Here is a 19,202-nt window from a genome sequence, read left to right as displayed (position 1 = left end):
CCCTCGTCGGCGCAGCGCTGGGCGAAGCTGGCGTTCTCCGACAGGAAGCCGAAGCCCGGGTGCACGGCCTGGGCGCCGGTCTGCTTGCAGGCGGCGATGATCTTGTCGGCGACGAGGTAGCTCTGATTGGCCGGCGAGGCGCCGATATGCACCGTCTCGTCGGCCATCTCGACCGCCAGCGAACCGGCGTCGGCGTCCGAATAGACCACCACCGTGGCGATCCCCAGCCGGCGGCACGTCTTGATCACCCGAACCGCGATCTCGCCCCGGTTGGCGATCAGTATCTTCGAAAACATCGCAACTTCCGCCCAAAGATCTTGTGCCTTGCGGCACGGCCTATCAGTCCCCGTCGGGTTTGCAAGCTTGCCCTTGGGGCGCTAAACCAGCGCCCAGGCATGACACCGGTTTCCATTAGTGCGGAAGCCGCGATGGAACGCCACCGGGAGGAGACCATCGATGAAGGCGATTTTCCTGGGCTCGGCCTGCGCGCTGATCCTCGCCAACGCCGCTTTGGCGGCCCAAAGCGCCTCCTTGGCGGCTGAGCCCGCCCTGCTGTTCAAGGTCTCGGGCGACAAGGGCCTGGTCGCCAACGTCGCCGCCGGCGACCCGATCCCCAACTTCGCCGACAAGGTCACGCCGATCGCCGATGGCAAGGCGGGCAAGGGCTTCCACGCCGAGGACGACGGCGTCGTCTCGTGGAACGCGCCCGGCAATATTAACGCCCAGCGGGGTGCGCTCTCGTTCTTCTGGCGCTCGGGGTATCCGGTCGGCGTCGCGCCGTTCGTGATCTTCCGCGTCGGCTATGCCGACCACACCAGCTGGGACATGGCGTTCCTGCGCATCGACTGGAACGGCCACGGCTTCGACGCCTTCGTCACCGACAATGGCCTCTCGCGCACCCGCGTGTCGTTCAAGGTCGACAAGAACCCGGCCGCCGACGCCTGGACGCACCTGGCCTTCACCTGGGACGAGACGACCGGCGTGCAGCTGTTCGTCGACGGCAAGCTGGCGGCGAAGAAGGAGGCCAAGGCCGTCTATGACGCCGGTCTCGACCAGTTCGGCGTCGCCGGCCGCGTGGTGGCGCCGCACCAGGTGCAGAGCCGCTACAACTTCACCCGCGGCGGCGACCTGGACGAGCTGCGCGTCTACGACCGCCCGCTGGCCGCCGACGCCATCGCCGCCTTGTCGCGCAACGAAGCGCCGACCGCCGCCGCCCCGGTCGCCACGCTCGATGACCCCGCCATCCACGCCGCCTGGAAGCAGCGCTACGGCTGGAACCTCGCCGCCCCGCCCTTGCTGACCGACGCCCAGACCACGATCCGCAAGGTCGAGTTCAAGGACGCCAAGGACATCAAGGAATGGATGTGGAAGGGCGTGGACGGCATTTCCGAGACCACCTGGCCCGGCGTCTACAACCGCTCGCGCCTGCCCGGCCGCGACGACTATTTCCAGCTGCCGGACTGGAACGTCTATGTCGACGGCGGCAAGGCCCTGACGCTTGCGCTGCCCGACGAGCCGGTGAACCGGATCGAGATCCAGGGCCCGGCCTATGGCGACCTGTCGTGGGCCGCCAAGGCCGGCGACAAGAGCGCCAGCGTCGGGACCCGCGCCAAGGACCAGCAGCGCACGGTCAACACCCTGGCCAAGCCGCTGACCGGCGGCGTCCTGAGCTTCACCAACGTCGCCCAGGAAACCCCGATCCAGGAGATCTGGGCCTACAATGTGACCGCCGGCGCCGAGCCGAAGGACGCGTTCAAGATGAGCTACACGGTCCGCGCCGACGTGGCGCCGGACTATCTGAACCTGGCCGCCCTCAACGCCTACATCGCCGGCCGTCACCCGGCGGGCGAGCGCGCCACGGTGGTGGCCCTGCCGGAAGGCGCGCCCAGCCGCAAGCGGCCCGCCGGCGACCTCACCGGCTCGCCGGCCATTGGGGGCCTGCCGATCGTCCATGTGCTGATCCCGTCGGGCTTCGGCGACGCGCCGGCCGCCCAGGCGCTGGCTCGCAACTGGGCCTATGGCTGGGAGAACGCCCGCGATGGCCTGAACGGCGTCGCCATCGACATTCCTTCTCTGCCTGGCGCGACAGGAACGACGATCCCGCTGAACATCCAGGTCAAGGACCCGATCTGGCCGGGCCGGAACATGATCGACGTCAGCGTCTCGGTGAAGGCCGGCGAGGCCCGCACCGTCTGGCTGGACCTGCGCGACCGCATCCTGACGCCGGACAGCCTGTACCTGACCATCGCGGCCGACAGCGCCGAGTTCGGCCCCAAGGCTTTGGACGGCGCCAGGATCCGCCTGGTGCTGAAGGACCGCGACAAGGCCAAGGCCGAGCACGTCGCCGACCGCCTGAACCAGGTGAAGGACAACTGGGCCTTCCTGGTCGAGGAGCACACGACCTCCAAGCGCCAGGGCCTCTATCGCCGCCTCTATGCCGACATCTCGGACCTGCTGAAGGTCGATCCCGACAACCAGATCGGCCGCGAATACTGGGGCGACATCACCTATGGCAGCCAGGGCTGGCCGGCCTTCGAGCAGCCGAAGCCGACCGATGGGACACCGCTGTGGGCCTTCCGGCAGCTGGAAGACCTCAAGCTGGTCTCCAGGTTCGTCGACTGGTGGATCGACGAGCGCCAGGCCGACTTCGGCGACTTCGGCGGCGGCCTGTCGGACGACACCGACCTCTTGCAGCAGTGGCCGGGCCTGGCCCTGATGGGCGTCCAGCCGGACAAGATCACCCGCTCGCTGAACCGCCTGACCGACGCAGTCTACAAGAACGGCATGTTCACCGATGGCCTGTCGACCATCGTCACCGACGAACTGCACGCCTACGAGGAAGGCATCAACTCCAACTCCGAGGCCATGTACGTCAACTACGGCGACCCGCTGGCGGTCGAGCGGCTGTTCACGACGGTAAAGGCCCTGCCCCGCGTCGTGGACAAGAACCCGGCCGGCCACGTCCACTTCAACACCAACTGGTACAGCGGCAAGATCGCGTACCGCGAGGGGCCGTGGGAGTGGCAGAAGCCGTACGCGTTCGGCGTCACCCACCCCTCGATCCTGATCAGCGACTTCAACGGCGATCCGACCGCGAAGGCCACGATCATCGGCCTGGCCGACGGCTATCTGGCCCACGTCGCCAAGGACGGCTCCTATCCCAACGAGATCAACTGGCGCAGCGACGCCGAGCGCGGCGGCACGGTGCTGCAGGGCTCGGGCGCGGACGGTCCGTTCCAGGTGTTCTGGCAGGCCTGGCGCCTGACCGGCGACAGGAAGTACCTGGCGCCGATCACCTGGCGGATCAGCAAGAACGGCGTCAAGTCGCTGGGCGGCGTCAACGAGAACGCCGTGACCGAGATGGGCCTGAGCGCCGCCAACAAGGACCAGATCATCGCCGCCGCCAGGAAAGGCGGCGCGTTCGAGCGTTACAGCGCCTGGAACCTGACCGGCGACAAGACCTACCTGGAGGCCCTCTACGCCGACGAGATCCAGTGGAACGCCCAGCACATGTACATGCATACGGAGGGCCACTGGTGGTCCGACCGGGTGGAGCTGCCGTCCGACATGCTGCAGCGCTCGCGCCTGGGCGGCATCGCCAACAAGCGCACCCAGATGACGCCGGGCCACACTGTCTCGTGGCGCTTCGACGGCGTCGATGGCGCGGACGTGGCGGTGTTGGTCAAGGACGCGACCAAGACCGGCTTCAAGGTCATCGCCTACAACACCACCGACAAGCCGGTGACCGCGACCATGACCGGCTGGAACGTCGCGCCGGGCCAATGGAGCCTCAGCCAGGGCCTCGACGCCAATGGCGATGACGCGATCGATGGAGCGGCGCGAACCCGCGCCCTGCCCTTCGAGCGCAGCCTGGGGACCAAGGTCGTCCTGGCCCCGCGCCAGAGCACGGTCATCGACATGAAGCGGGTCACGGCCGGCGACGATCCGGCCAGGCGCGCCGACCTCGGCGTCGGTCGCGGCGACGTCGTGGTGAAGGGCTCGGCGATCACCGCCAAGGTCCACAGCCTGGGCGCCCAGGACGCCGCGCCGGCCAGGCTGGAACTGGTCGACGCGAGCGGCAAGGTGCTGACCAGCGCCGGGGTCCCGGCCCTGAAGGCGCCGCTGGACCTGCTGCCCAAGACCGCTTCGGTGAAGCTGAAGATCCCGGCCGGCGTAAAGGCCCAGGGCCTGCGGGTCCGCATCGTCACCGCCCAACCGCAAAACACCGCCCTGAACGACGAGGTCGTGCTGCCATGAAGGCTACCGCCCTGATCGCGCATCGGGCTCGTCGCATCGGGGTCGTCGCGACCAAGTGACCCCTTCATCCGATTTCCCCGGCGAAAGCCGGGGCCCAGATGCAAGAGCGCCCGCGTTCCGGAGAGGATCGCGGGCGTTTCTGCATGCGCCTCACAGCCCTACGATCTGGGTCCCGGCTTTCGCCGGGAAGATCGGATTTGGGATGATCAGGCTTCCGAGAATTCCTTCGCGAACATCGCCTCGTAGCCCGCGATCGCCTCCTCGGCCTCCGGTGCGATCAGGCGGGCGACGGCGGCGGCGAACGTCACCGGCGCCAGGCCCGAGGCGCTGACCACCTTGCCGTCGGTCACCGCCTTCGCCGTGTCGACATAGTGCTCGGCGCCCGGGTAGTCAGCGACGGTCTTCAGCAGCCATTCGCGGTCGTTCGAGGTGTGCCTGCGCCCCTCGAACAGGCCGGCATGGGCCAGGGCCGTGGTGCCGGCGCAGATGCCGGTCACCACCTTGCCGTCGGCGAAGGCCTGGCGCAGCAGACCGCTGACCGCCTTGTTCTCGCCCTCGGCCCACGAGTCGCTGCCGATCAGGAGGAAGACGTCGGCGTCGTTCAGCACCGGATCGTCGAAGCGGTAGTCGGCCGCGGCCAGCACGCCGCCAATCGAGGTCTCGGGCTCGCCGTCCGGCGTGGCGACCTCGATCTGGACCTTCAGCTCGCGGCGCAGCAGGGCCAGCACGCTCCCGGCTTCCCAATCGGCCCAGCCGGGCTGCAAAAAGGCGACGGCGACGGTCATAGGGCGACTCCTGGGTTCTACCGGATCAACGCGTAAGCACTTACATTGTCCGTCATGACAGACACAGCCGCCCTTTCAAGCGCCGGATTCGACCTGACGCCGCCGACCGAGGCCGAGCGCGAACGCCTGGAGGCCGACCTGACGGCCGAAGAGGCGCGAGTCCTTCTGCACCACGGCACCGAGGCCCCGTTCTGCGGCGGCCTGCTGGGCGAGAAGAGCCCCGGCGTCTACGCCTGCCGCCTGTGCGGCCTGCCGCTGTTCAAGCACGAGACCAAGTTCGAAAGCGGCACGGGCTGGCCCAGCTTCTACGCCCCGTTCGCCGAGGACCACGTCCTGGGCGTCCGCGACGACTCATACGGCATGGTCCGCATCGAGACCCGCTGCGCCCGCTGCGACAGCCACCAAGGCCACGTCTTCCCCGACGGCCCAGCCCCAACGCGCCTGCGCTACTGCATCAACTCGGTGTCGCTGCGGTTCGTGAAGTCGGGCGATCCCCTGCCCGATCCGCTGCATCGCGGCGACAAGATCGCGGCCTGACCGCAGGCTTTGAAGGCTGGGGCGAAACCGTCGTCTCGCCCCAGCTTTTCTCAATTCCTATTGAATTGATATGAATTGTCTCACGGCGGCGGAATGGGGCATCTGCGTCGGGTAGCCAGAGTACGCCCATGACCCCAACGCCCTCCCTGTTCGAAGCACACCGCCGCGATCGTGAAGACCCGCCGATCCTGATCGTGCCGGGCCTCTACAATTCCGGTCCCGACCACTGGCAGAGCCATTGGGAGCGCGAGCTGCCCAACGCCCAGCGGGTCGAGCAACAGGACTGGGAGCGCCCCCTGCTGGGCGACTGGACCATCAGCCTGGCCGAAGCCATTCGCCAGAACCCCGGCGCGATCCTGGTCGCCCACAGCCTGGGCTGCGCCCTGATCTGCCACCTGGCCCAGATGACCGGCGGACGCGGCGTCAGCGGGGCCATGCTGGTCGCGCCGGCCGACGTCAACCGCGAGGGTCCGGCCGGCCGCCTGCTGGTCGGCTTCTCCCCGATCCCCGCCAGCGCCTGCCCTTCCCCAGCCTGGTCGTGGCCAGCCGCGACGACCCCTATGTCGAACTCGAACGCGCCGAAGCCTTCGCGCGCAGTTGGGGGTCAGAGTTCGTGGATCTCGGCCGCGCGGGGCACATCAATGTGGATTCCGGGCACGGGGCGTGGGTGAAGGGGCGCGGGCTGCTGAGAGGTTTGATCCAGCGGGTGGCGGCCGCTGAGCGGCTATAGTCCACTATGAAGGAAAGAGTTGGTGCGGGCGGTCGGGGTCGAACCGACACTCCTTTCGGAACCGGATTTTGAGTCCGGCGCGTCTACCAGTTTCACCACGCCCGCAGGCTTCGCGTCTCCGCGAAGGGTGGTCTTCCTAACAGGCGTCGCCGGCGATTTCCAGTCTTCAGAGCGCGGTTTAACGACGGCCCGTGAAACGGCTACGGCGGGCTGATCGTCTCGCCGCCGGTCAGCTGGATGGCGGCGGTTTCGAGGTGGTCCAGCAGGCGCTTGAACATCGCCACCTCGCTGGGCGCCAGGCCGGCCAGCAGGGTCGCCTCATAGGCCAGGGCCAACGGGGCGATCTCGGCGAACAGGCGACGTCCAGCAGCGGTGAGTTCCAGGGTGTGCGAGCGGCGGTCCGAGCGGACCGTCGTGCGGGCCACCAGCCGGCGGACGACCAGTTCCTGGGCGGCGCGGCTGACCCGGACCTTGTCCATCGCCGTGCGCGTGACGGCCGTGTGCGGGGTCAGAGAGCCCTCGGCCAGCACCGACATCAGCCGCCACTGCGGGATGGTCAGGCCGAAGCGGTCCTCGTAGGCGCGGGCGATCAGGCGGCTGACCGCCGCCGACGCCGTGGCCAGGCGATAGGGAACGTAGTCGATCAGGCTGACACCAGCCTCGGGCGCGTCGGGCGCGCCAGACGTGATCGGAGAGACCGTCGCGGTCATACCCTTCCTTTCGTCCTCCCAGGCGTGACCGCCTTTGGAAGGCGCGGCCTTCGCCAATTCGTTGCGCGTTGGTCGGGCCATGGCGTTGGCCCACGCGTCGTCTTGGTGTGAGCGTCCCCTGCCCGCGCCTCAACGACGGGGCGAGTTCGCTCGAAAGAAGAACCACATTCGCACGCCGCTTGGGCAGAGAATAGCCGTCTCGCCCACCTGAACGGCGTTCTTATGCCTCGGGACGTCAGTGATGGTCGGCGCCGTGCGGCTTTTCCTTGGGCATCGGCGGCAAGGTGGTCAGCGACTTCTGACAGTCCTCCAGCTCGCGCAGGCAGTTGGGGCGGTTCCAGAAATCGGCGAACTCGGCCACGGCCAGACGCAGCAGCTGCTTGAATTCCTTGGAGTCCGGCCTCTTGGGCTCCTCGTGATCCTCGTGCTTGGCGTCCGGCTTGTAGGACGCCAGCAGCACGGTCTGGGAGCCGACGATCGTCACGTTGCGACTCAGCACCTCGACGCCGCCGCCGCGGCACTTGTCGTCGCACTTGTGCTTTTCGGGCCCGTGGACGGCGCAGACCGTGTCGTCGCCGTGCTTGTCATGCTTGTCGTCCTTGCCGTGCGCCGCGCCGTGGTGGCCGTCCTTGGCGGCTTCCTTCGGCTTCTCCTCCGGCGGCTTGCCGTCGATGGCGTCGGACAGGTGCTTGAACGCCTTGGCGCAGGGGCCGCCAAACATCAGCAGCGGCCCGACCAGGCGCTTGACCTCGTCGAGCAGCTCGTGGGCCTTCTTCTCCAGTTCGCCGGAATGGGCGCTGCTGGCGGCCACGCACTTGGCCTTGATGGCCTCGTGGATCTTCTTGGGAACGTCGCTGGTCTTTTCGCCCTTCTCGCCGCGCCCGGTCAGGCGGCCGGCGAAGAAGGCCAGGGCCGCGATGGCGATCCCAGCCAGAATCAGCAGGAAGACCAGGGTCGGATCAAAGACCGGCACCGGCTGCTCGACCGGAAATTCAGACTGGTACACGGCGATCCCCCTTGGCCCCATACGCCACGCGTCGAATAGCGCGGCCTATGGTTAACGCAACAGCGTTATCTATGCACGGCCAAGGTTCTCAGGACGGGGCGGAAATGATGCTGGAGACGCGCGCGCCCGCCTCGTAGCGCGACGCGCCGCCAAAGACGGTCACCTCGCAGAGGATGTCGCCGCCCTCGACCGAGGCCCAGATATAGCTGCGCTCGACCTCGACATAGCGGCCGGCGGGGGAAATGCCCTCGAAGGTGTCGCCCCAGGGCACGATCCCGCGCAGGTCCTGCCAGCGCAGGGTCACGGCGCGCGAAAGCTCGTCGCGCGCCATGGCCTCCAGGTCGGGATCGTTTGTAGGATCGCTCACCGAGCAGGCCTCAGCCTTCGGCGGTGTCGCGGAAATAGGCTTCGACCTCGCCCTGCAGCTTGAGGGTCATGGCGTTGCCCTTGCGGTCGACGGTCTTGCCGGCCGCGACCCGCACCCACTTCTCGCTGATGCAGTATTCCTCGACATTGGTCTTCTCGACGCCCTTGAAACGGATGCCGATGCCGCGCTCCAGCAGGTCAGCGTCGTAGTACGGGCTGGCCGGGTTCACGGAGAGGCGGTCGGGAGGCGTGTCGCTCATGGTCTTCAGCTTTCGGTCGGGGCAGCGCGGCCCATGTCTTGGCCGGCGGTGATAGCCACGAAACGCTGAAAATCCAAATCCGGCGACGCGCCGCCCGTCCTTTTAGGCCTGCGGGTCTTCCTTCACCGGGTCGGCGGCCGACACGGTCCCATCGTTGTTGGTGTCATGCGTCACGAACATCCGCCAGCCGGAATAGTCGAACTCGGCGCGAGTGATGGCGCCGCTCTTGTCGCTGTCGAGCACATCGAAGCGGATGTCCGTCTGGCGCATCTGGCGCTCGCGCTCCTCTTCCTTCTTCTCGGCCGTGCGCTCGTCCGCAGCGAGCCTCTTCTCGAGGCGCGCCTTGAACTCGCCGACATATTCGATCCTCGACAGCACGCCGTTCCGGTCGGTGTCGATGGCGGCGAACTGCAGGGCGCGGGTGGCGGCGTACTCGTCCTTGGTGACGACGCCGTCGCCGTTCTGGTCCTGCTCCTTGATGAAGGTGTCGCGGGCGTGCGAGGCGGCGTGGGCGGCCCCGGCGGCCAGCGAGACGACAGCGACGGCGGCGAGAATCGTGCGGGTCTTCATGGGATGTCCTAGCGGAGGGATTCGAAGGTCAGGGCGTAGGTGAAGCTTTGGCCGGGCTGGCCAGGCGCCGCCGGGGCGACGCGATAGCGGGTCTGGATCTGGTAGATCCCCGACTTGTCGACCTTCACGGCGAAGCGGCCCTTGGCGTCGCTCTTCACGGTTCTGGGCGCGCTCTTGGTGTCGGCGTAGCGGTCGTCGGCGCCCTGGAAGGTGATCGCCTGGCCCGCCAGCGGCTTGCCGTCGAACAGCGCCTCGAACACGGCGTCCTGGCCGGTGACGATCTTGCTGGGATGGGTGATGGCGTGGAATTCCAGGCCCTTGCCGATCGGGGCCAGGGCCGCGTCGCTCGGCGCGCCGCGCGTGACATAGACGTCGGCCATGGTCAGGCTCTGCATGTCGATGGCGTCGGCCGGAGCCTTTTCGCCCTCGAAGAACCGCCACTCGCCCTTGACCAGGGCGGCCTTGGCGGTGCGACCGCCGCGCAGGCCGGTAGTGATGCGATAGGTGCCCGGCTTCTCGGTGACGGCTTCGACCAGCGCCAGTTCGCGCGTGTAGACCGGGGTCAGCGCGACGCGGACGCCATCGGGGCCGATCACGGCATAGGCGTCTGACTTCATCGCCACCTCGGGCGTGAAGAAGCTCTCGGTGAAGGCGCCCTGCACGGTGACGATCTTGCGATCCGAGGCGTCGAACACGGTCGGCAGCAGATAGGGCGAGTGGGCCTGAGCCGTAGGCGCGGCCAGAACCAGCAGGAGCGCGCCGCCGAGCAGGCCAGCGCGGAGAGAACGGATCATCGGGAAAACCCCAGTCGCCGCTCCAGTCGCGGCGAGGCTTGGGATATTGCGATTAGTTCTGAGAATCAATTGCAAATAACTTGACCGGTCTGGCGGGTCGTTTTACCCCGTCGCCATCAAGTTGCGAACAAGTCGCAAAAACCATCGAAGGGGATATCGATGTCTCGCCTGAAGCTGGCCTCTCTCGCGGCGGCCTCCACCGCCGCCCTCCTGGCCGCCACCGCGCCTTCTTCTCAGGCTTGGGCGGCCGACAACACCGCCGACGCGGTCGAGGTCGACAAGGTCACGGTCACCGCGACGCGCTCGGAGAAGTCGGTCGACAAGGTCCCGGCGACCGTGACCGTCATCTCGTCGGACGAGATCGAGGACGGCCTGGTCAAGGACATCAAGGACCTGGTCCGCGACGAACCGGGCGTATCGGTCCGCAACGCCCCTGCCCGCTTCACCGCCGCCGGTTCCTCGACGGGCCGCGACGGCAACGCCGGCTTCAACATCCGCGGCCTGGAAGGCAACCGCGTGCTGATCGTCGTCGACGGCGTGCGGACGCCGGACGGCTTCGCCTTCGGCGCCCAGTCCACCGGGCGCGGCGACTATGTCGATCTCGACATCCTGAAGTCGGTCGAGATCGTGCGCGGCCCCGCCTCGGCCCTCTACGGCGCTGATGGTCTCGCGGGTTCCGTCAGCTTCATCACCAAGGATCCCTCGGACATCCTGAAGGACGGCAAGACCTTCGCCGGCCGCGCCCGCGTCGGCTACGCCTCGGCCGACGAGAGCTGGACCGAGAGCCTGCTACTGGCCGGCAAGTCCGACCGCTGGGAAGCCCTGGCCGCCTACACGCGCCGCGACGGCAAGGGCCAGAAGACGGCCGGGACCAACGACTCGGCCAACACCGACCGCACCACCGCCAATCCCGAGGACAACCAGTCCAACTCGTTCCTGGGCAAGCTGGTCTACAGCCCCGACGACAGGAACCGCTTCCGCCTGACGGTCGACCACCTGGATCGCGACGTCGACTGGACCGTGCTGTCGGCCATCGCCAAGCCGCCGCTGGCCGCGACCAGCGTCATCGGCCTGACCGCCTTCGACAAGATCAGGCGCAACCGCGTCAGCGCCGACCACCGCTTCGACGGCGGCGAAGGCCTGATCAAGGCCGCCCACTCGACTGTCTACTGGCAGAAGAGCACGACCCGCCAGTTCTCGGCCGAGGACCGCAATACCGCCGCCGACCGCACCCGCGACGCCACCTTCAACAACCGCGTGCTGGGCGCCAGCGTCGAGCTGCACAGCGTGTTCGACACCGGCGCGCTGAAACATGAGATCGTCTGGGGCGGCGACGCCTCGATCACCCGCCAGCAAGGCACGCGCGACGGCACGGTCCCGCCGGTCGGCGAGACCTTCCCCGGCAAGGCCTTCCCGACCACCGACTTCACCCTGGCCGGCCTCTATGTGCAGGACGAGATCACCGCCGGCCCCGTGACGATCTATCCGGCCGTCCGCTTCGACTACTACAAGCTCGCCCCGAAGGCCGACCCGCTGTTCACCACCGCCGCGTCGGGCCAGAACGACTCGCACATCTCGCCGAAGCTCGGCCTGGTGTGGGACGCCAGCGACGTCGTCACCGTGTTCGCCAACGCCGCGGCCGGCTTCAAGGCCCCCGCCCCCATCCAGATCAACACCGGCTTCGCCAACCTGGTCTCGAACTACAAGTCGATCTCGAACCCCGACCTGAAGCCCGAGACCAGCAAGACGATCGAGGGCGGCGTCCGATTCCACCAAGGCGGCTTCCGCGCGGCCGCGACCGCCTTCACCGGCAAGTACGACGACTTCATCGAGCAGGTGCAGGTCGGCGGGAACTTCACCGCCGCCAATCCGGCCGTCTACCAGTACATCAACCTGTCGGACGCCAAGATCAGCGGCGCCGAGGCCAAGGCCTCGTTCGACTTCGGCGCCGGCTTCACGGCGCGCGCCGCGGCTTCGTATGCCAAGGGCTCGTCCAAGACCGATGGCGTCCGCACGCCGCTGGCTTCGATCGACCCGGTCAAGCTGACCGGCGGCATCGCCTACCGCGCCCCGACCGGCCGGTTCGGCGGCGATCTCAGCGTCATCCACGCGGACCGCAAGTCGACCAGCCGGGCGGGCGTCACCTGCACCGGCGGCTGCTTCACGCCGCCGTCGTTCACCATCGCCAACGCCACCGCCTGGCTGGCCGTCACCGACGCGGTGACCGTGCGGGCCGGCGTCTTCAACCTGACCGACGAGAAGTACTGGTGGTGGAGCGACGCGCGCGGCCTGGCCGACAGCTCCACCGTCAAGGACGGCTACAGCCAGCCCGGTCGAAACTACAGCGTCTCCCTGGCGCTGAAGTTCTAGATCCGCCGGGACGCGGCGCGCGTGGGCCGGGAAGCCGCGCCGCCGCGATCCTCGCGGGCAAGCGCCCCGATCCGACCGGATCGGGGCGTTTTGCGCTTAAGGGCCATGGGCGTCGCCAAAAGCCCTTACACTTTGCGCGCTCACGCTTTACCACCGGCCGGGTCACGATATCGGAGTCCGCATGCTGCGTCGCCTCTACGACTGGGTCATGGGCCTGGCCGCTTCCCGCCACGCTCCGGTGAGCCTGTTCGCCGTCTCGTTCGCCGAAAGCTCGTTCTTCCCGATACCGCCGGACGTGATGCTGGCCCCGATGGTGCTGGCCAAGCCGGAGAAGGCCTGGCGCTACGCCCTGATCTGCACGATCGCCTCGGTTCTGGGCGGCGCCCTGGGCTGGGCGATCGGCTACTTCCTGCGCGACTTCGGCCTGTGGATGATGGCCGCGACCGGTCATACGGGCGGGCTGGAGCAGTTCCAGTGCTGGTACGGCAAGTACGGCGTCTGGGTGATCCTGGCCAAGGGCCTGACCCCCATTCCGTACAAGCTGGTGACCATCGCCTCGGGCCTGGCCGCGTTCAGCTTCCCGATCTTCCTGGTCGCCTCGGCCGTGACACGGGGCGCGCGCTTTTTCATGGTCGCCTTCATCGTCAGGAAATTCGGCCCGACCCTGCTGCCGATCGTCGAGCGCCGCCTGGCCCTGTTCGCCGGAATTTTGATCGCCCTCCTTGTCATCGGCCTGACCGCCAGCCACTTCATCGGCGGGGGCGGACATGGTGGAGTTTGCGCCGCATGACGAACGACGATCCGAAGACTGAAATCCCGGCCGGCGGCGCGACGCCCGTTCAGACGCAGGCGCCGAGCTTTCTCGGCGTCGTCTACGATCTGGTCACCCGCCACTGGCCGCTAGTCGCGTTCCTGTCCAGCGCGCTGATGCTGGCCATCGCCCATGCGTTCGAGACCTTCGGCCACCTCGCTCCCTGCCACCTCTGCCTGAAGGCCCGCGAGGTTTATTGGGTCGCCGGGACCGTGGGCCTGATCGGCGCCGTCCTGCAGCGCACGCCGCTGTGGACGCGCCTGCGTCAGCCGGTGAACCTGCTGCTGGGCGCGATCTTTCTCTACGGGACGGGTCTTGCCGTCTTCCACGCCGGGGTGGAGTGGAAGTGGTGGCCGGGTCCGACCACCTGCACCGGCAGCGGCGCGGCCAGCGCGGCCAACCTCTCGGCCATGCTGGACGGCTCGCTGAAGATCAAGCCGCCGATGTGCGACAAGGCCGCCTGGGTGTTTCTGGGCCTGTCGATGGCCGGATGGAACGCCCTGGTCTCGCTGAAGCTGACGGTGTGGTCGGTGCTGGCCGGCCTGCGCAAGACGGAGACGCTGTGATGACTCGCCCGATCCCCTCTCGCCCCGGTCAAGGCGCCCTGAGCTCGCGCCTCGCCGAGATGCTGCGCGTCGACCAGGCCGGCGAGCTGGCGGCCGTCCACATCTATCGCGGCCAGGCGGCCGTCATGCGCGCCGCGCCGGGTCGCGAGCGCATCACCGCTCAGCTGATGGAGATGGAGGGTCACGAGCAGGTCCACCTCAGCCGCTTCAACGAGCTGCTGACCGAGCGCAAGGTCCGCCCGACTCTGATGTCGCCGGTCTGGCGCGCGGCCGCCTTCGCCCTTGGCGCCGGCACCGCCCTGCTGGGCGACAAGGCCGCCCATGCCTGCACCGAGGCGGTCGAGACCGTGATCGAAAAGCACTATGCCGGTCAGATCGAGGAGCTGAAGGATCGCGACCCGGCCCTGGCCGCCGAGCTGACCCAATTCCGCGACGACGAGCTTGGTCACCGCGATATCGCCATCGAGGAAGGCGCCCATGAGGCCATCGCCTACCCGCTGCTGACGGCCGTGATCCAGGCCGGCTGCCGCGCGGCGATCAAGATCAGCGAGAAGATCTAGACCCTCGGGTTGGCGCCCGCCGCGCGCGGGCCTACCGATGCTCCCCACAAGACCTTGCGTTGGGGAGTCGCCGACTTGTCGTTCCGTATCTTCGCCGCCTCCGCGGCGTCGCTTCTGGCTTTGTCGACAGCGACTTCTTCCGCCGCTTGGGCCGCCGAGCCCCTGAAGACCAGTGAACTCAGTCTACAGACCGGCGGTCCGATGCCCGCCGAGCAGCGCGCGCTGGGCTTCGAGCACGCCGACCTCAAGTTCAGGATTCTGCCCGACAGGAAGGCGATCGAGGGCGAGGCGACCCTGACCTTCACGGCCAAGGCGCCGCTGACCAAGCTGGTTCTCGACTTCGATCGCGTCTTCACGATCCGCAAGCTGACCATCGACGGCAAGGCGCTGAAGCCTACGGCCTGGACCAACCCCGAAGGCCGGATGACCATCACCCTGCCCCACGAGGTGGCCAAAGGGCGGTCGATCACCGCCGTGATCGCCTATGACGGCGTCCCGCTGGAAGCCAAGCGCGCGCCGTGGGACGGCGGCTTCGTCTGGAGCAAGGCCCCGACCGGCGAGCCCTGGATCGCCACCGCCGTGCAGGGCGACGGCTGCGACATCTTCTGGCCCTGCATCGACTATCCGACCGGCGAACCCAAGCTGGTCGACCTGCACATCACCGTCCCCGCCCCTCTGGTCGCCCCGGCCAACGGCGTCTTCAAGGGCATGACCGAGAAGGACGGCTGGCGGACCTACAACTGGCGGGCCAAGAACCCCAACACCTACGCCATCGCCCTGGACGTCGGCCCCTATGAGGAGACGACGGCTCGCTACAAAAGCCGCTTCGGCGACAGCTTCCCGATGTCGTTCTGGTACCTGAAAGGCAATGCCGACAAGGCCAGGGGCCTGTTCGCCGAGTTCACGCCGATGCTGGACTTCTACGAGCAGATGATCGGCCCCTACCCCTTCCGCGACGAGAAGATGGGCGTGGTCGAAACCCCGCACCTGGGCATGGAGCACCAGACGATCAACGCCTACGGCAACAAGTACAAGAAGGAGGTCTACGGCTTCGACTGGCTGCTGCAGCACGAGTTCGCGCATGAGTGGTTCGGCAACCAGCTGACCAACAGCGACAACGACGACATGTGGCTGCACGAGGGCTACGGGACCTACATGCAGCCGCTGATGTCGCAATGGCTGCACGGCGACATGGAGTACATGGCGCGCCTGAACCAGATGCGGGTCGACACCAAGAACAGGTTCCCGATCGTATCCGGCAGGCCGCTCAGGGAAGACGAGGTCTATAACGGCGAGCGCGGGCCCGGGAACGACATCTACTACAAGGCCGCCAACGTCCTGCACACGCTGCGGGCCCTGATCGGCGACGAGGCCTTCTTCAAGATCACCCGCATCGCCGTCTACGGCCGCGACGATCCCAAGCCCGGCAATTTCACCCCCCGCTACCTGGGCACCCAAGACTATATCAAGATCGTCAACCAGGTGACGGGCAAGGACTACGGCTGGTTCTTCGACGTCTATCTCTACGAGGCCGCGCCGCCGGAACTGGCTGAGGCCCGAGACGGCGGCGACCTGCTGCTGACGTGGAAGTCGCCCAAGGACAAACCTTTCCCCATGCCGGTGGACGTCAAGGTCGGCGACAGGATCGTCACCCTGCCGATGGCCGACGGGACGGGTCGGGTCAGCGTCGGCGACACCGCGCCGGTCATCGTCGACCCGGCCTCGAAGATCCTGCGCCGGCAGCCCTATCTGGAAGCGTATCAGGCCTGGAAGAAGGCCCAGGACGACGCCGCCAAGGCCGAGGCCGAAGCCAAGAAGAAGGCGGACGCCGGGAACAAGTAAGCCTCCGCTAACCCTGTCCGTTCACCGGATGGCGCGACCTTCGCTGTTAGGACCCTGTCGTCCTTCCGGAGGTCGCGTTCCATGTTCAAGCCCGTCCACTTCGTCGCCGCCGCGCGCTTCACGCTGCTGGCCGGATCTCTGGCTGTCGTGGTGCTGACCCTGGGTCCGTTCCAGGGCGCGGAAGGTCATTTCGGCCTCACCGATAAGGAAGCTCACGCCATCGCGTTCGGCGGCCTGCTGGCGGTGTCTTTCCTGGCGTTTCCGCGGATGCGCCGCAATGACCTGGCGATCGCGGCCCTGGTGCTGGGCGCGGCCGTCGAGGTGGCGCAGGTCATCGCCCATCGCGACGGCAACATCGCCGATTGGCTGGCCGACGCCGCCGGCGTTCTGACGATCTACGGCGCGAGCATGATCGAAACGGTTCGCAAGATGGCCCGCGAACAAGGCAGCCTGACCTTCGCGCAGATCGCCGCGCAGGACCGCCGTCGGGGCCGCCGCCGTCGCGCGACGGCGTTCGAACCGGTCGAGACGGACGCGCCCAGCTTCGCCGAGCGCGCCGCCCGTCGGTTTCCGGTCAGGTAATCCGCTTGACGCTGACCGGGTCGCTGCCGGGGAAACTCTCTTCCAAGCCCTCGTCCAGCAGGGCTTCTTGGCGGTTCTCGGACTTGGCGACCTTGTCGGCAAGCTGGTCGTGTTTCTCATTGTCGGCCAGCGGACGCTTGGCCTCGCGCGCGTGCGGCGCGTCGATAGCCCGGTCTTCCTGACGGATCTTGCCCTCCGCGGCCACGTCGGCCGTGGAGGCGGCGGCGCCGTGCGTGAAGTGGCGTTGGTCGTCTTCGGTATTGGGTTGTCGGCTCATGGCGTGGTCTCCCGTGGCTTTCTAGCCTCGGAGTAAAAACCCGCCGTTCCAGGTTCGGGTTGCATGGCCACGGCGAGGGGACAGCTATCCCCTCGCGCACGGCCCGGGCCGTTTTGCCGTCTGAAGCCGGAGGCCTAAGCCTCCAGCTCGATGTCCCAGTACAGATAGTCCAGCCAACTGACGTGCAACCGCCCCGGCGGGAACCGACGTCCCCGCTCCTGCAGTTCGTGCATCGACGGACGGCGAGCGTTCTGGAAGGGCTGCATACCCGCTTCGCGGGGCGTCCGACCGCCCTTGCTGAGGTTACAGGGCGCGCAGGCGGTGACGATATTCTCCCAGGTGGTCCGGCCGCCGCGCGAGCGGGGGATCACGTGGTCGAAGGTCAGATCCTCCGGCGAACCGCAGTACTGGCAGCTGAAGCTGTCGCGCAGGAACAGGTTGAAGCGGGTGAAGGCCGGCGGCCGCTCCTGCGGGACATACTGCTTCAGCGCCACGACGCTGGGCAGCCGCATCTCGAACGACGGCGAATGGACGACCTGGTCATAGCTGGCCACGACATCGACGCGATCCAGGAACACCGCCTTGATCACCTCCTGCCACGGCCAGACGGACAGCGGATAGTAGCTGAGCGGCCTGAAATCGGCGTTGAGCACGAGGGCCGGCATGCCCGAGGGCGGGCGCGTGAGGACCTGCATCAGATCCCCCCTTCGAGGCGAACGGCTAAGCGTTCAGCACCTCGGCTGATATGATACGCGACAGGACTGAAGACGGGCCTCCTTCCTACGCTATTCAGGGAATCGCCATTCATTCCCGAACGCATGGAAAGGATGGGCCATGTCAGCGACAGAACCAAGACATCTCGCCGACAGGACTCAGAAAGGCGCGATCTCGCGTCGTTTCACGGCGCCGTAGCAGGCCCAAAGCAGATGGGCGGCGACGCCGCGATAGGGCCGCCAGAGTTCGGCCCGGGCATAGGCCTGCTTCTCGTTGGGCCGGACCTCGGACCGGTCGGCCCAGCGCATGGCCTCCTGCAGGGCGATGTCGCCGCCAGGGAACATGTCCAGCCGCCCTTGGGTGAACATCAGATAGACCTCGGCGGTCCAGCGGCCGATGCCGGTGATCGCCGTCAGCGCGGTGATCGCCTCCTCGTCGGAAAGGCCCGGCAGGGCGTCGAAATCACAGGTCCCCGCCAGGTGGGCGTGGGCGATGGCGCGGACATAGCGGGCCTTGGGCCGCGAAAGGCCCAGCGACAGCAGATAGGCGTCCTCGTGGCCCATCACCGCGTCGGGAGTCATCTCGGGCAAGCCCGCCTCGACCCGCGCCCAGATGGCGGCGGCCGAGGCCAGCGACACCTGCTGCTGCACGATCATCTTCAGCAGACCCGGAAAGCCGCCCGTGCTCACGCGCCATTCGAAGGGCGGCGTGACAGCTTCCAGGGCGGCCAGCGCCGGGTCGGCGGCGGCCAGGCGCCTGCGAGCTTCGAGGAGGGCGTCGGCGGTCGGTGGAACGAACATCGGCCGCAAGGGACCCTGCCCCGCGGTCGCTGACAATCCGGAACTTGCTGAACTATCCGATGCTGGTGATCTCGACCTCGCCGCCGGGCGCGGGGGAGACGTCGCCGACGATCTTGCCCAGCAGGGCGCGGGCGATAGGCGCGACGTAAGACACCGAGCCCTGGGTCGGGTCGGCTTCGTCCTCGCCGACGATGCGGAAGGTCTGCACACGCCCGTCTTCGCGCTCGAAGGTCACGCGGTCGCCGAACTGCACGGCGGTCTTGTCCGGGTCGCGCTCCATCAGCTGGGCGGTGGCGCGGCGAGCGGACCAGTAGCGCAGATCGCGGGTGGCGCGCGCCATGGCGGTGCGATCGCCATCGGCCGCCCCGCCGGCGCTCTGGGCCGCGCTATAGGCGGCGCGCGCCGAGGTCAGCTCGGCCTCGATCTGGGCCAGGCCTTCCGGCGTGACGAGATTGGGATGGGTGGAGATCGGGCGATCGGGCAGATCGGCCGCGAAGGCCTCGCTGTCGCCTTCCTTGGTGAAGGCGACGCTCATCGGACGATGTCTTGGATCATGGAGAAAGCCTGCGACGCACACGAATGAAACGGCGTCGGAAGGCCTAACGCGTCCGGTTCTGGTTAGCTCCGCGACAGCAAAGCTTCAAGCCGAACGCGGCGGCGGGCGC

General features: G+C 67.7%; 19 protein-coding genes, 1 tRNA gene and 2 pseudogenes. 9 read left to right on the top strand and 13 right to left on the bottom strand.

Annotated features, from left to right (window positions below):
* On the bottom strand, window positions 1-296 hold a 296-nt coding region (locus AC1RJ9_RS21795; RefSeq protein WP_492840040.1), incomplete at its 3' end, for a biotin carboxylase N-terminal domain-containing protein.
* A 21-nt stretch (window positions 297-317) separates the two neighbouring features.
* On the opposite strand from AC1RJ9_RS21795, the pseudogene AC1RJ9_RS21790 reads away from it, so the two are divergent.
* A pseudogene (locus tag AC1RJ9_RS21790) lies at window positions 318-4,257 on the top strand (LamG-like jellyroll fold domain-containing protein).
* A gap of 206 nt (window positions 4,258-4,463) precedes the next feature.
* Here the strand turns inward: AC1RJ9_RS21790 and AC1RJ9_RS21785 are convergent.
* The gene (locus AC1RJ9_RS21785; protein ID WP_492840039.1) at window positions 4,464-5,042 is read right to left on the bottom strand and encodes a type 1 glutamine amidotransferase family protein; all 579 of its coding nucleotides are present in this window, start codon (window positions 5,040-5,042) and stop codon (window positions 4,464-4,466) included.
* A gap of 54 nt (window positions 5,043-5,096) precedes the next feature.
* On the opposite strand from AC1RJ9_RS21785, the gene msrB reads away from it, so the two are divergent.
* Together msrB and AC1RJ9_RS21775 are read left to right on the top strand one after the other, a co-directional pair.
* Window positions 5,097-5,579: a peptide-methionine (R)-S-oxide reductase MsrB gene (gene msrB / locus AC1RJ9_RS21780; RefSeq protein ID WP_492840038.1), complete on the top strand. Its 483-nt coding sequence runs from the start codon at window positions 5,097-5,099 to the stop codon at window positions 5,577-5,579.
* A gap of 128 nt (window positions 5,580-5,707) precedes the next feature.
* Window positions 5,708-6,207 (top strand): annotated as a pseudogene (locus AC1RJ9_RS21775) (alpha/beta hydrolase); the annotation flags it as partial.
* Between the two features lie 122 nt (window positions 6,208-6,329).
* On the opposite strand, the gene AC1RJ9_RS21770 reads toward AC1RJ9_RS21775, so the two are convergent.
* From AC1RJ9_RS21770 to AC1RJ9_RS21740, 7 genes are all read right to left on the bottom strand, one after another.
* Window positions 6,330-6,414 (bottom strand) — tRNA-Leu (locus AC1RJ9_RS21770).
* A gap of 95 nt (window positions 6,415-6,509) precedes the next feature.
* Window positions 6,510-7,019, bottom strand: coding sequence for a MarR family winged helix-turn-helix transcriptional regulator (locus AC1RJ9_RS21765; RefSeq protein WP_492840037.1), 510 nt, complete (start codon window positions 7,017-7,019; stop codon window positions 6,510-6,512).
* A gap of 235 nt (window positions 7,020-7,254) precedes the next feature.
* Window positions 7,255-8,025 carry a hypothetical protein gene (locus AC1RJ9_RS21760; RefSeq protein ID WP_492840036.1) on the bottom strand — a complete coding sequence of 257 codons (771 nt, stop codon included), beginning with the start codon at window positions 8,023-8,025 and terminating at the stop codon, window positions 7,255-7,257.
* 88 nt (window positions 8,026-8,113) lie between these two features.
* The gene (locus AC1RJ9_RS21755) at window positions 8,114-8,356 is read right to left on the bottom strand and encodes a hypothetical protein (protein WP_492840045.1); all 243 of its coding nucleotides are present in this window, start codon (window positions 8,354-8,356) and stop codon (window positions 8,114-8,116) included.
* A 46-nt stretch (window positions 8,357-8,402) separates the two neighbouring features.
* Window positions 8,403-8,651, bottom strand: a complete 249-nt coding sequence (locus AC1RJ9_RS21750; RefSeq protein WP_099576618.1) for a DUF3297 family protein — start codon at window positions 8,649-8,651, stop codon at window positions 8,403-8,405.
* Window positions 8,652-8,753: 102 nt separating this feature from the next.
* Window positions 8,754-9,221, bottom strand: coding sequence for an EF-hand domain-containing protein (locus tag AC1RJ9_RS21745; RefSeq protein WP_492840035.1), 468 nt, complete (start codon window positions 9,219-9,221; stop codon window positions 8,754-8,756).
* Window positions 9,222-9,229: 8 nt separating this feature from the next.
* Window positions 9,230-10,015, bottom strand: coding sequence for a DUF4198 domain-containing protein (locus AC1RJ9_RS21740; protein ID WP_492840034.1), 786 nt, complete (start codon window positions 10,013-10,015; stop codon window positions 9,230-9,232).
* A 159-nt stretch (window positions 10,016-10,174) separates the two neighbouring features.
* On the opposite strand from AC1RJ9_RS21740, the gene AC1RJ9_RS21735 reads away from it, so the two are divergent.
* From AC1RJ9_RS21735 to AC1RJ9_RS21710, 6 genes are all read left to right on the top strand, one after another.
* On the top strand, window positions 10,175-12,385 hold the full coding sequence (locus AC1RJ9_RS21735) for a TonB-dependent hemoglobin/transferrin/lactoferrin family receptor (RefSeq protein ID WP_492840033.1): 2,211 nt from the start codon (window positions 10,175-10,177) through the stop codon (window positions 12,383-12,385).
* Between the two features lie 181 nt (window positions 12,386-12,566).
* A complete protein-coding gene (locus tag AC1RJ9_RS21730) occupies window positions 12,567-13,175 on the top strand; it encodes a YqaA family protein (RefSeq protein ID WP_492840032.1) in 609 nt (202 codons plus the stop codon).
* Window positions 13,172-13,762 carry a disulfide bond formation protein B gene (locus AC1RJ9_RS21725; RefSeq protein ID WP_492840031.1) on the top strand — a complete coding sequence of 197 codons (591 nt, stop codon included), beginning with the start codon at window positions 13,172-13,174 and terminating at the stop codon, window positions 13,760-13,762. The genes AC1RJ9_RS21730 and AC1RJ9_RS21725 overlap by 4 nt, the downstream gene beginning before the upstream one ends.
* Window positions 13,762-14,322 carry a demethoxyubiquinone hydroxylase family protein gene (locus tag AC1RJ9_RS21720; RefSeq protein WP_492840030.1) on the top strand — a complete coding sequence of 187 codons (561 nt, stop codon included), beginning with the start codon at window positions 13,762-13,764 and terminating at the stop codon, window positions 14,320-14,322. The genes AC1RJ9_RS21725 and AC1RJ9_RS21720 overlap by 1 nt, the downstream gene beginning before the upstream one ends.
* A gap of 75 nt (window positions 14,323-14,397) precedes the next feature.
* Window positions 14,398-16,164 carry a M1 family metallopeptidase gene (locus AC1RJ9_RS21715; RefSeq protein WP_492840029.1) on the top strand — a complete coding sequence of 589 codons (1,767 nt, stop codon included), beginning with the start codon at window positions 14,398-14,400 and terminating at the stop codon, window positions 16,162-16,164.
* Window positions 16,165-16,245: 81 nt separating this feature from the next.
* Entirely contained in the window at window positions 16,246-16,746 is a 501-nt protein-coding gene (locus AC1RJ9_RS21710; protein ID WP_492840028.1) for a VanZ family protein, read from the top strand.
* On the opposite strand, the gene AC1RJ9_RS21705 is transcribed toward AC1RJ9_RS21710, so the two are convergent.
* The 4 genes from AC1RJ9_RS21705 to greA all read right to left on the bottom strand — a co-directional run bounded on the left by AC1RJ9_RS21705 (window position 16,739) and on the right by greA (window position 19,072).
* Window positions 16,739-17,023 carry a hypothetical protein gene (locus AC1RJ9_RS21705; protein ID WP_492840027.1) on the bottom strand — a complete coding sequence of 95 codons (285 nt, stop codon included), beginning with the start codon at window positions 17,021-17,023 and terminating at the stop codon, window positions 16,739-16,741. The genes AC1RJ9_RS21710 and AC1RJ9_RS21705 overlap by 8 nt on opposite strands.
* 134 nt (window positions 17,024-17,157) lie before the next feature.
* Window positions 17,158-17,721 carry an HNH endonuclease gene (locus AC1RJ9_RS21700; RefSeq protein ID WP_492840044.1) on the bottom strand — a complete coding sequence of 188 codons (564 nt, stop codon included), beginning with the start codon at window positions 17,719-17,721 and terminating at the stop codon, window positions 17,158-17,160.
* 174 nt (window positions 17,722-17,895) lie between these two features.
* Window positions 17,896-18,537 (bottom strand): DNA-3-methyladenine glycosylase family protein, encoded by a 642-nt coding sequence (locus tag AC1RJ9_RS21695; protein WP_492840026.1) that lies wholly within the window; start codon window positions 18,535-18,537, stop codon window positions 17,896-17,898.
* 52 nt (window positions 18,538-18,589) lie between these two features.
* Window positions 18,590-19,072, bottom strand: a complete 483-nt coding sequence (greA, locus tag AC1RJ9_RS21690; protein WP_492840025.1) for a transcription elongation factor GreA — start codon at window positions 19,070-19,072, stop codon at window positions 18,590-18,592.
* Between the last annotated feature and the right edge of the window lie 130 nt (window positions 19,073-19,202).

This window comes from Caulobacter sp. GW822-FHT07D08, assembly GCF_058798735.1.
Note: the sequence above shows the minus strand (reverse complement) of the source record. Positions and strands in the feature narration are given on the sequence as shown.